The following is a 12,273-nucleotide window of genomic DNA, read 5'->3' on the forward strand; positions in this document are numbered from 1 at the left end:
CCTATGCCGGGACGTCTGGCCTTCGATGAGGCGATGCAGTTTCCGCGCAGCCGCCTGCTGGTGCCGGACCCTGAGCTGCGCGAGGGACAGGTCGAGATGGTTGAAATCAAGACCCGCCGGGGCCTGATCCGACGTCCCTGGGGCCTGGAGGGGGGCTTTGCTGTTGTCTACAAGTTTCGCACGCGCAGCGGGCAGGCGCGTGCGCTGCGCTGCTTTCATGTAGACATGAAACCCGATACCGAAGAGCGCTATCGCCAGATCGCCACTTATTTCGCCGCGCAGCCGGCACTGCAGGCCGTGACGGTGCCTTTCACCTACTATCGTGAGGGGATTGTGGTGAAGGAGCAGGGTCGCGGCGAGGTCTGCCCGCTAATCGCGATGGAGTGGGTGGAGGGGCGTACCCTCTGCGAGGCGGTCCATCTCTATTGTAACCAGGGTAACCGTGGGGCGCTCAGGGAGCTGAGCCAGCGCTGGCAGAAGCTAGTTCTGACCATGCGTGAGGCACGTATGGCGCATGGCGACCTGGCCGGCAGCAATGTGCTGGTGCGCGAAGATGGGCGCCTGGTGCTGGTCGACTACGACGGTGTCTATATTCCGCCGCTCGCTGGCTATCCACCGGTGCTGGCCGGACAAGAGGACTACCAGCATCCTCAGATGCGCCAGCGCCCTTTCAATGAGGAGACCGACGCCTTCTCGGCCCTGGTAATAACCACGGCCCTGAGCGCCCTGGCCTGCGATCCTACCCTCTGGCGACGCTACGCCCGCCTCGATGAGCGCGGCAATCCACCCGAGTCTCTGCTCTTTATCGCTGAGGACTTCGCCGATCCGCGGAACTCGCGCCTCTTTCAGGAGCTGCTGAGCGCGCGCGACCCGTTCGTGCGCCGGCTTGCCCAGGAGCTGCGGGCGGCCTGTGAGCAGCCGGTCGCTCAGGTGCACTTCCCCTTGGCCCTGCTCGATCCCGACTACGAGCGTAGGGAGGCGCTCAAGCGACTGCAAGAGGCCATCGCGAGCGACGACGATGAGGCGATTGCCCGCGCCTGGCTGCCGCTCCTGGAGCAGTATAGGCCGGCTCAGCCTGAGCTACCGCGCGTGGAGCTGGCCCGCCGGCGTCTGGCCGCGCGGCAGCGCTTTCGCGAAGCGCTCAGCAGCCGTGCCTCGCTGAGAGCCATTCTGGCCAGCTATGATACTGTCCTCGATGACTCCCGCGCCCTCACGCCTGGCGAGCGCTGCCTGCTCGCAGAGGGAGAGCGTTTTCTGCAGGCCCTGGCTGCGCAGGACGACGAGACCCTGCTTGAGGCTGCTGCCGCACTCAGTCAGCACTATGGGCTGACAATGCTCTCCTCCGAGGAGCAGGCCCGACTGCAGGCTGCCCGTCAGCGTCAGCAGGCACGGCAAGCCTGGAAGGAGGCACGCCGGTCGAAGGAGATCGCGGCGGTCGTCCGGGCCTACACTCAGCTGCAGCAGGCCGGTCTCTCGCTGCCACCAGAAGAAGAGCGGCTAGGCTCGCTGGCGACGCGTTTCTGGACGCTGGCGACCGATCCCGGCGCCGCTGACGAGGCTCTGCTTGAGGCCTACGAGGCCATTGCCCTCTCACCCCTGGCCGCGGAGCTGCGGATGAGCGCCGAGCAGCAACAGCGGGCGGAGCTGGCCGAGCGGCGCCTGGCCGCCCTGGCCCGCCTGCGTATGGCCCTGCGCAGTCGCCGTCTGCGGGCGGTGGCTGAGGCCGACGATCCACTGCTGGAAGAGAGCACGGCCCTGACGCCCGCAGAGCGGGAGCGGCTGGAGCTGGCGCGCCGCTTCTGCGCAGCCCTCGATGCCGACGACGATGCCACGCTCGTCATGCTGGGCGAGCAGCTAGAGGAGGAGGCTGCGACCAGTACGGGCCTCTTGCTCACGGCTGAAGAGCGGGAGCGGCTGGAGCTGGCGCGCGAACGCTGGCGGGTCTATCAGCGCTTCCTGTCCGCCCTGCATTCGCGCCAGCCGCGGCTGATCGCCGCCGCCGCGCATCCACTGCTCGCCGAGATGCAGCTCAGCGCCGACGAACGGACGCTGTTGGAGCTGGCTCAGGAGTTCGTGGCTGCCTACGAGGATGATCGCCGCCTGGTCGCCTTCTATGAACATCTGCAGACCGCCAGGCAAAGCACCTTTTTCCTGTTTAGCGCCGAGGAGCAGGAGCGTCTCACAGCGCTCTGGGAGCGTGAAAAACGCTGGCGACTCTTTGAGCAGGCGCTGATAATGACTCCGGAGGAGCCTGGCGAAGAGGGACCGCGGCGGCTGCTGGCAGCCTATAACGAGCTGCCGTCGGCTCTCCTTGAGCGCCTGACAGCGGCTCACCAACGGTCTCTGACGCAGGCGCGCCAGGCTCTGGAGCTGCTTTATCTCCTGAAGCAGGACGCCCCAGATGAGCAGTTGGCTGCGGTCTATACGCCGGAGCTGCTGGAGGCGTTCCCTTCCCTGCTGAATAGTGTCCAACGCCAGCGTCTGGAGAGGGTCTTGCTCTTGAAGGAGCTGCAGCGGGCCTGGCGCGCTTGCGATTACCGGCGCATGCTGCTGATCGCCAGGACTATCCCACAGCCGCAGGCGCTGGAACGCTATGGCCTGCAGCTGCGGGTCGCGGCCCGGCGCCTGGCGGAGATGCTGCAGCTACCAGGCGTACTGCTGGCCCTGCGTCCGGCCATCGATGGCAATCGTCTGATCGTCTCCTGGCGCTGGACCACCGATCCCTTGCTGCGCCATGTCCTGGTCTGCTGGCACACGCAGGCGCTGCCGCCCCTACCGCAGCCGCTCTACCCGGGCCAATTAGAGCAAATAGGTCACTATCGGATCGTGAGCCATCCCGAGCCAGCCGGCCAGGGTACAGCCTCGCTCAACCTGACAGTCGGCTCCTGCACTCTGCTCCATGTGGTCGTCTGTGCTCTTCTTCCCGAAGACTGGGGGCAGGGCGCCAACGGCAGGTTCGTGGAGCAGGATGGGCACCTATCCGATTGGCAGGCAGCAGACAGGCCCTGGTGGCTGGGGCGCGCCCTCGGTGCTTCCCTGGCGCTCGGAAGCGAGGTGGCTCTCAGCTGACCGAGCGCGCAAAGCAAGGTGCTGGCACTGACGATCTGGCCTGAGCCGGTCCTGGGCCGGCCCTGGCTGCAGCGTGGCGTGAGCGCGCATCAAGCCCATTCTTATGAGACGGAGCAGTGCCATATGAGCTTGAGGCAGATTCTGCGAGAGGCAACAGGCTTTCTCGGAAGCAAGTTGAGCACGCTGCTCTATCACGGGCGCAGCGTTCTCTGCCCCTCGTGCTGCGAGCGCATCTATCCCGGGGCCTGCGCCATTGTCAGCCTCGCGGAACTCCAGTCGCAGTCGCTGGCCACCCTCGTCCCGCTCCGGGAGTCGCCTCGCGGCCTGCGGCGCTTCTTCTCTATTCTCTTTCCCACCTCGCTGATGAGCGAGCAATTTACCAGGAAGCAAGCGGTACGTATCTGTCCCCACTGTCAATATCCCCTGCCCTACAATATCGAGCGCACGCGCCAGGTGACCATTGCCATCATTGGCGATGTCAGCTCGGGCAAGAGCGTCTACATCGCCGTACTCCTGCGTTTGCTGGAGCAGGGGGCCTTTCTCCCCCGTGACCTGCCGGCCAAGCTGCCCTGTCTGACGCCCGAGGCCCGCGAACGCTACGAGCGCGACTACGGCAAGCCGCTCTTTATCGACCGGATGGTGCCACGGGGCACGCCGCGCGCCATCGATACCACTCATCAGCCCATCATTTATGAGATTGGCCTGCGCCTGGAGCCGGATCTCCCTCCTGTGCGCTTTAATCTGGTCATCTATGATACCTCGGGAGAGGATTATGTCATTCAGGCCAGGCAGGTCCAGTATGCGCCCTACGTGCTCAATGCCGACGCTATCATCTTTATGCTCGATCCAGTGGCTATTCCTCAGATGCGCGCCAGTCTGCCGAACGATCCCCATTTTCGCTACGGCCACAACCTGGCCTTGGGGCATCCACTCGATAGCTTTTCGAAGATCGTTCAGCCGCTGGTCCAGGCTCGGGCGCGGAGGCCGCGCCCCCTGGCGATCACTCTCTCCAAAGCGGACCTGCTCAAGAAGCTGCGGCCTGTTGGCCAGCAATATGGCTTTCTCAAGCGTGCACCGGACTACAGCGGCGGTCTTGACCTGAATGATCTGGCCAGCGTCGATCAGGAAGTGCGGCAATTGCTCTATGAATATGATCTAGGGCGCTTCCTGGCGACAGTCGAGTTTTATCAGGGGCAGCTCTTTGCTCCTGTCTGCTATACTGCGGTCTCGGCCCTTGGCTATACCCCGGACGAGCAAGGAAGCATTCCAACGGTCAGTCCCTGGCGTTGTCTTGATCCTTTCCTCTGGGTACTGCACGAGCTGGGCCTGCTGCCGGCCCGTGCCAGGAGCGCAAGCGGCCTCGGCCCCGCCCTTCACGGCAGCGCGACGGTCCAGACTCCAGCCTTTCCCCTGACCCCGGCTTACCCCGTGACTCCAGCCACTCCCTGGCAGGGCGCTCAGCCCGGGCAGCGTCTCAACTGGCCGTGAGCGCAGGGGGGCGGGCGAGTGGGAGTGGTCGGCGCGGCGGACCGCAAGGCAAGGCGGGGCAAGGCAAGCGGACAAGACAGCGCCGTCCCATCAAGCACGGAGGAGCGGACGATGAACCAGCAAGCAGCGAGTTTGCAACAGATTGAGCAGCTCTGGTATACCTGGTCTGATCGGGGCCTGGAGAGTGCCCTCGCCGCCGGCTATCGCGTGCGGGCCTGCTCGCCCGGGTTGAGCAGCGGGGGACGCCTGGAGCAGCTGCGACCCTATCTCAGATATCAGTTGCCTGCCGATACGAACCTGACCAGCCTCAAGATCGAGGAGGCACCGCGGGCGCTGGCGCTCATTCAGAGCGGCAATGAGCGCCTGCTGCTCCACAAAGTCTATGCGGGACGCGACGGCGCCGGGCGCCCCGGCAACTATTTTGTCCATCTGCTGGCTGGCCTGGAGCCCACCTTCAGCGCCGACCGCGCCATTTGCCTCTGGCGTTATCACGATGACCTGCTCTGGCAAACCAGCGATGACCCCAGACAGGAGATCACGCTCCCGGCGATCCCGCGTAGCGAGTTGGAGGAGCGTCTGCGGGCGCGCTGGCGACTGGCTTACGGACCCGGCGTCGCGCCGCGCGGACCCGACTTTATCCTGCTGAGCGAGAGTGAGCGCAGCGTGGCCCTGGAGTTCTTGCCCTGGCTGCTGCTGGCCTTCTTCGACCAGCAAGAGCGCTGCGATAGCGCCCAGGCCCAGCGCGAGGCGGCGAAAGCTGCCTCCCAGCTCAGGCGCGGCGGTAGAGAGGCCCTGGCTGGCGAGGGCCAGGCTGAGGCTGGCGTCCCTCCCATCTATCTGATCGCCACTCCCGACCAGGCCGCCTGGCTGGTATGGGCCTTGATCCAGCTCCTGCCGCCCGCTCTGGGCCAGCGACTGACCTTCAGCACCTATGAGCAGAGCAGCGACCTGAGCGATTCGCGCGTCATCCGGCAGGCGTTTGCCCTGGTGACCACCTGCCCGGGGCGGCCAGAGCAGGCGGCTACCTGCTTGAGCGAGCGCCTCTATCGCGAAGCCTGGACCTTCAATCTCTTTACCGGCCTGCCTGCTTCACCTGCTCTGCGCGAGCTGCCAGGGGCCCGGGATTTTGTCGAGCTGGCCTGCGCCGCCTTCCGTGGGGGCGATCTGCGCCCGGTTGAGCAGCTCCATCGCGATCTGGAAGGGGGCGTCACCAATGTCCACAGTTTCTTACAGGAGTATCGGCGTTGGAGAAGCAATCAGAGCTTACTGACGTCTGACAGGATCGTCGAGATCGCTCGCTATCACCCCCAGGACTGGTCTCAGCTGATGGTGCGCCGCCAGGTGTTGCAGTACCTCTGCGATGATCACCAGGGCGAGGCGCTGCTTGATCAGATGCTGGCTGATTTGCGCGCACTGGCAGAGCGGCGCCGGCAGGAGGCCCGGCTTGATCAGGCCCTGGTGCGCTTCGAGAATGAGGCGCACGATCTCTGGCGAAGTACCAGGCTCTCGGCGGCGGCGCGTGTGCGCCTGCTGCTGGCGCTCGAGGCCCTGAGAATGGAGCGCGGTCTGCTAGGGGAGGTGGTCAGAAGCGTGCTGGATGATCCGCTGGCCCGTAGCGCCCTGCGGGAGAGGCCGGGCCGCTGTAGCGGAGTGCTGGCCTGTGCGGCCCGCTTGCTCTCCAGGAGCGAGGCGGAGCGCTATCGCGAGGTGGTCGGCGAGCTGCTGACGGGTTACCGCAACTGGGACGCTTGCCGCTCCCTGCTGTGGCTGGACTTACCGGGCGCCTGGCGGGGCCAGTGCTTGCGCCTCTTCCGGCGTGTGCTGACGGACCCGGTGGCAGCCAGCGGCGGCAAGCCGTTGCCGCTTGGCGAAGGCGACTGGAGTCAGCTGCTGCGACTCTTAAGCCAGGCTCTCAGCGCAGGCGAGCGCGATGAGGTGCTCAATCTGGCGGCAGTGCTGCTGAGGGACCAGGTGGCGCCAGCTTTTCACTTGCTGACTCTCTGCTGCCAGCTCAGTCCTCTGCCCACCGAGAGCGAGATGCAGGAGCTGCTCCGAGACTCGGCCCTGTTAAAAGAGTTGAGTGAGCTGGAACTGGGACGCGCCGCCCGTGACTATCGCCAGGAGCGCCTCCGCTACTATGCCGAGCAGCTCCTGCTGCAGGCCGCCCTCTATCTACAGACGCGCCTGCCATCGCTGGAGGCACTCTGTCTGCGCCTCTTTCTTCTGCTCTCTTTCTCGTCCGAGGTATCTAGAGAGGAGCTGCTGTCACTGCTTTTCTCTTATGCTTCCAATGCTCTGCGCGAACGCTTGCTGCTGATCTGGCCGGCGACGGAGGTCAGGGCCGTGACCGATCTGATACGGAGCTGCGCCAGCAAAGGCGACCCCTTTTTCTTGCGCACGCGCCTGGGCCTGTTCTTCTATCATCAGGCCGTCTGTAAGGTGCTGACGCGCGAGGAGAAGCTGCAGTTGCTGGCCACCTGGTTGGAACGTCAGCTGGATCCTCTCGATCTGCAAGCGCTGCTGGCCTATAGCGAGCTGACGCCTCCAGAAAGTGCTGTGCTGCTGGAGCGCTATGGTCATCTCTATCTCTTGCATCCCGACTATACCCAGTGCTGGCAGCTGGCTAACCTGGCCAGCCTCTATCTGCTGAACCTCGAACCTGCAGACCTGCGGAAGCCGGAGACGAAGAGGCTCCTGGAGACGCTGGCCATTCCCAAGGTGGCGCTTCCCCCGCTCCTGATCTCTTTGGCCCGGAGCTGGCTGTATGTCGCCACCGCTCTGGAGCAGCGTCGGACAGTGCCCAATCTTGACAAGGCTCTCCGTCATCTCAAGCGGACGCTCGATCCCGCGCCCTATGCCGCGCTTTATAAAGAGCTGTTGAGCGCGTTGAAACTTTCGAAGAGTCTGAAGGAGAAAAAGGTAAAAGATGAAACTGTCCTGTCTATTCTTGGTCCGCTGAAACCCGAGGGTCTGCCTAAGCGGCGCTCCTTTGGCCTCCCTTTGCTCAAAAGAACCGGTCTCTTTGCCCGGCGACGTGGCCTACGTCGACGCTCCTGAAACGAAGCGGGCAGGCCGCGTCTGAGGATCGGTGCCTTTAGCGGCGAGTCATCATCTCAACCATCTGGCTATGCTGACGTTTTCTTCTTGATTATAGAGGTCATTTATGCCTGATCTACAGAAAATTCAGGTCGAGTTAAGGGATCTGGAAGATGAAATCAGAACGTTCGACGAGGCCGGCGCTGATCGTCTGGCCGCTGTGCAGGCGGCGCTGACGGGGCAGGCTTCGCCCTCGGCCTGGAGCGGCGTCGATCTGCACTCCTATATCGCTCCTGGCCTGATCGCAGCGGCCTATCGCCAGCAGCAGCGACCTGATCGGCCCCTGCTGCGGGTGCTGGAGGGGTTGCGCAACGTCCTCGTCTTCGTACCGATCATGGTCACCTGGTACGGCATCGCCCAGGCCAGCAACGCCTATCATGATCTGCTGCGGCCCTGTCTGCAGCAGCGGAGCCTCTGCCCGCCCGACGCTGGTCAGCCCTTTCTCTATCTCTGGCAGCAAGGTTTTGACGGGCGCCTGGCTCCGCTGTGGAGCCTGAGCAGCGTCGGCTTCATCGACGCCTCGCTCCTGCTCCTGGTCTTTCTGCTGACTCTCTCTGTCCTGCTGTTAGAGCGGCGCGGCGAGCGGCGGCGGGAATGGAGTGCAATCCTCTTTGAGGGCCGGCTGACCCATGCGGTCAGCGAAGCGGCCCTGGTGCTGCACAGTCAACGCCTGGCCCTCACGCCGGGCGAGAATCTGGCCGACGTGGCCCTGCGCATCGACCAGATGGCCGGCGATGTGCTCGCCAGTTTTGACCGTCTGGCCACGCGCATCGGGCAGCGCTTCGAGAACATCGCCCAGGAGCTGGAACGGCGCTTCGGGCAGGCCAGTGACCAGCTCAAGGCGGTGGCTGATGAACTGCTGCGTTCCGTCGAGACTATCAATCAGCGCTTCGCTCAGCAATTCGATCTTGGCCAGAAGCAGCTTGAGCACCTGGCGAAGCTGCTCGACGGCAGCGGGCGCCTGGCTGATGAGCTGCTGCAGGCTGCCAGGACCTTGTGGGAGGCCAGCGAGGCCATTGCCGATGGGCTGCAGAAGATCAGCGAGCCGGTGCAGCGCCTGGATAAGCATCATGCGCGCCTGCTTGAGGAGTTCGTCGACGCCAATGATCGGCTTGAGAAGGTCTCGAACTCGCTGACGCCGCTGGCTCGGGACTGGCAGCGTCTGATGAACAGCATCGATACGCTCGATCTGGCGGTGGGTCAGTTGGCCAGCCTGGCCACCACTCTGGAGAACACTGCCCAGACCTGGAGGGGCTTTCTGAACACGCTCTCTCAGGAGCGCCAGGCGCAGGAGCAGATGGCGCTGCGTCTGGGCGAGGCCCTGACCAACCTGCAGGACGCCATCGGAGCCCTGGGCCAGGGAGCCATCTACCTGCGCAGCATCGCCGTCGATATGCAAGATACGCTGCGCCTGCAAGCGGCGGCGGTTCAAGATGGACGCCTGCCCGCGCCGGGCGCGCCCGGCAGCCTGAGCGAGGCCGTGCAGACCCTGCGCCAGGGGGCCGGCGAGCTGCAGCAGGCGGCAACGCTGATCAGCGAGGTGGCCAGGGCTTTCCGCACTCTGGCTCCCGTTGTGACGCTGCCTCCCCAGGCCGGCGCTGGCGAACGGCAGCCCTGAACGAAGAAGCGGCCTCTTCTGCCTCTCTCGCCGTTGCTGCCCGCTGCTCGCCGAGGGCGATAGAGAAGGGCGGATCAGGGCGGGCGCTGGGGGGCTGCGAGGCCCTGTCAGAAGCGAAGCCAGGAGGAGCGTCTAACGATGTCCAGCTTTCCTCGTCCTCCCCGCGTGCGTGAGAGCACCTTGCTGGCCGGCTGGCTCTTCGCCGATCTGCTGCTCGGCCTGGCGGTGATCTTTCTGGCCGCCAATACCTATGCGAAGGTGCCGCCGCCGGCGACCCCAACGCCGACCAGGCTGGCGGTCACCCCCTCGCCGACGGTGCTGCCGCGCCTGGAATTGCACCATCACCGTTTTACGGTGACAGTCGATGCCAACGGCTTGCTGACCAACGACGCCGGGGCTGTGGCGGCTTTCAAGCGTCAGGTGCGGGCGCAGTCCTTTCTCGTTGGGCGCACGGCGGGCCTCGTCATCGTCTATGACGGTGCGCCGACGGTGGACGCCATCGGCACCTCCCTCGATGTGTCACGCAAGGTGATGAGCCTGCTCGCTCAGATGGGCAGCCAGGAGCATTTTGCCTTTACCTGTACCTCTTTCTACGATCCGCTCTATACGCTGGGCCAGGATCAGAGCACGGTGACGGTCGATGTCTACCTGTTTACGGAGCATCTTCAGACGTGCCCGCCAGCTCTGTTCTAACCGCGTGCCGGCACGCCGAGCGGCAAGGCCCGGCACGGGGCCGCTCGGCGTGGGGACCTCACGCCGCTCGGACGGCCTGGCCCTCCCTCAGCGCTCGCGCTCACTGCGGACAAAGAGGATCGTGCCCACGACCAGACAGAGCAGCGTCAGGGCGCAGACAACCACCAGATTGACAAACGGCCCCTCCAGAACGATCTGGTTGTACTCGGGCTGGCCGCTGTAGACGACGTTGCGCAGCAGGTCGGCGGCATAGCGCAGGGGCGTGATCTTCGACAGAAGATCCAGATACCAGGGCAGGTTGCGTATGGGAACGAAGACCCCGCCCAGGAAGAACTGCGGGAAGAGCAGCAGCGGAAAGATCTGGTTGGCGCTGCGCTGGCTGCTGAAGAGCGAGATGAGCAGCACGCCAAAGGCGCCGCCCGAGAAGCAGATCAGCAGGGCTACCGGCACGAGCAGGAGCAGGCCCGGCAGCGAGACCGGGAAATGGAAGAAGAGGATGCCCAGCACGGTGATCAGAACCCCCTGCAAGAGGGAGGTCAGGGCCGCCCCCAGGATCTTGCCGAAGATCAGGGCGTAGCGCGAGATGGGGGCGATGAGCAGCTCCTGGGTGAAGTCGTTCTCACGATCTTCCAGGAGCGAAAGAATGCCGCTCATAGTGTACTGGTAGAGCGTGATGGCCAGCATGCCAGTGACAGCGAAGCTCATCAGGTTGTAGCCAGCGGCCCTGCCGAAGCTGCTCTGTAGCGGCCCGTCCAGCCCTAGAATCAGAAGGACGGGCATGACCAGGGCAAACACGAGCTGCATGCGATCGCGCAGGAAACGCGTGACCTCGCGGGCAGCGATGGTCACAATGGCGTTCCAGGTGACATTCAGTGGGCGCTGCGTCGGCGCCTCCATGATGAGGCGCAGCAGCTCGTCGTGGCGCTTGCCTTCAGCAGCGGAGCGCGGGCTGAGCGCAGACGACGGTTGGGTAATGGCGGACATAAAGAACGTGATTCCTCCTCACTGTTGCAGGTGTGCTGACCGAGAGGTAACAGCCAGGCATCTACCAGGCCCGGTATGCTGGCGCTGCTGGTGCGCCTCTGCACCAGATTGAGCAGCGCGGCGCCCCGGGAGCGTGAGCGAGCGAGTTCTCGCCTCAATCTGGCTGGGCTGCTCTCCTCAACGCGAGCGTGTGGTCTGGCTCTCGCTGATGACAATAGTGTATATCTGTATTCGGCCTTCGTCCGGCAGTGTGATTCTCTTCATTTTATCGTATCTCTCCTCCGTGAGGTCAGGGCTGGCGGTCGCTGTTGGTAAGCTGTCATCGGCCTCTCCTCCTGGCCCAGGTGACCATCGGCCTCTGCCTCCCTCTGTGCTGGATCGAGCTGGCGTGACATTGGCACGCGGGGCGGGCACGCGGGACGCTCCCTTCATTAGCGCTCGCGCTCGCTGCGGACAAAGAGGATCGTGCCCACGACCAGAGAGAGCAGCGTCAGGGCGCAGACAACCACCAGGTTGATAAGCGGCTCTTGTAAGACGACCTGGCGGTACTCGGGCTGGCCGCTGTAGACGACGCTGCGCAGCAGGTCGGCGGCGTAGAGCAGGGGCGTGATCTTCGACAGGAGATCCAGATACCAGGGCAGGTTGTGCATGGGGATGAAGACCCCGCCCAGGAAGAACTGCGGGAAGAGCAGCAGCGGAAGGACCTGGCTGGCACTGCGCTGGCTGCTGAAGAGCGAGATGAGCAGCACGCCAAAGGCGCCGCCCGAGAAGCAGATCAGCAGGGCTACCGGCACGAGCAGGGGCAGGCCCGGCAGCGAGACCGGGAAATGGAAGAAGAGGATCCCCAGCAGGGTGATCAGGACCCCCTGCAGCAGCGCGACTACCGAGGCCCCGACGATCTTGCCGAAGATCAGGGCGTAGCGCGAGATGGGGGCGATGAGCAGCTCCTGGGTGAAGTCGTTCTCGCGGTCTTCCAGAAGCGAAAGAATGCCTATCAGGGTGTGCTGATAGAAGGACAGGGCCAGCATGCCGGTGATGGCGAAGCCCATCAGGTTGTAGCCAGCGGCCCTGCCGAAGCTGCTCTGTAGCGGCCCGTCCAGCCCTAGAATCAGGAGGACGGGCATGACCAGGGCAAACACGAGCTGCGTGGGGTCGTGTAGGAAACGTGTGACCTCACGGGCGGCAATGGTCACAAAGCTGTTCCAGGTGACATGCAGTGGGCGCTGCGTCGGCGCCTCCATGATGAGGCGCAGCAGCTCGTCGTGTTGGCTCTCTGTGGCGGAGGCCACGCGCACGGTGGCAGCGGGACGAGAGAGCGCGGACAT

Annotated in this window: 7 protein-coding genes; 5 read left to right on the top strand and 2 right to left on the bottom strand. The window is 64.4% G+C overall.

Annotated elements, in window-relative coordinates:
• Positions 1–3 precede the first annotated feature (3 nt).
• The 5 genes from A4R35_RS19260 (at position 4) to A4R35_RS19280 (ending at position 9,964) form a co-directional block, all read left to right on the top strand.
• Positions 4–3,069: a protein kinase family protein gene (locus tag A4R35_RS19260; protein WP_112432217.1), complete on the top strand. Its 3,066-nt coding sequence runs from the start codon at positions 4–6 to the stop codon at positions 3,067–3,069.
• A gap of 123 nt (positions 3,070–3,192) precedes the next feature.
• Positions 3,193–4,557, top strand: a complete 1,365-nt coding sequence (locus A4R35_RS19265) for a TRAFAC clade GTPase domain-containing protein (protein WP_146747268.1) — start codon at positions 3,193–3,195, stop codon at positions 4,555–4,557.
• Positions 4,558–4,668: 111 nt separating this feature from the next.
• The gene (locus tag A4R35_RS19270; protein ID WP_112432221.1) at positions 4,669–7,614 is read left to right on the top strand and encodes a GAP1-N2 domain-containing protein; all 2,946 of its coding nucleotides are present in this window, start codon (positions 4,669–4,671) and stop codon (positions 7,612–7,614) included.
• Between the two features lie 106 nt (positions 7,615–7,720).
• Complete coding sequence (locus tag A4R35_RS19275) at positions 7,721–9,271, top strand: coiled-coil domain-containing protein (protein ID WP_112432223.1); 1,551 nt, start codon at positions 7,721–7,723, stop codon at positions 9,269–9,271.
• A 138-nt stretch (positions 9,272–9,409) separates the two neighbouring features.
• A complete protein-coding gene (locus A4R35_RS19280) occupies positions 9,410–9,964 on the top strand; it encodes a hypothetical protein (protein ID WP_112432225.1) in 555 nt (184 codons plus the stop codon).
• An 87-nt stretch (positions 9,965–10,051) separates the two neighbouring features.
• Here A4R35_RS19280 and A4R35_RS19285 read toward each other — a convergent pair whose 3' ends face one another.
• A complete protein-coding gene (locus A4R35_RS19285; protein WP_112432227.1) occupies positions 10,052–10,948 on the bottom strand; it encodes an ABC transporter permease in 897 nt (298 codons plus the stop codon).
• 431 nt (positions 10,949–11,379) lie between these two features.
• A complete protein-coding gene (locus tag A4R35_RS19290) occupies positions 11,380–12,273 on the bottom strand; it encodes an ABC transporter permease (RefSeq protein WP_112432229.1) in 894 nt (297 codons plus the stop codon).

The organism is Thermogemmatispora tikiterensis (assembly GCF_003268475.1).
Classification (GTDB): Bacteria; Chloroflexota; Ktedonobacteria; order Ktedonobacterales; family Ktedonobacteraceae; genus Thermogemmatispora; species Thermogemmatispora tikiterensis.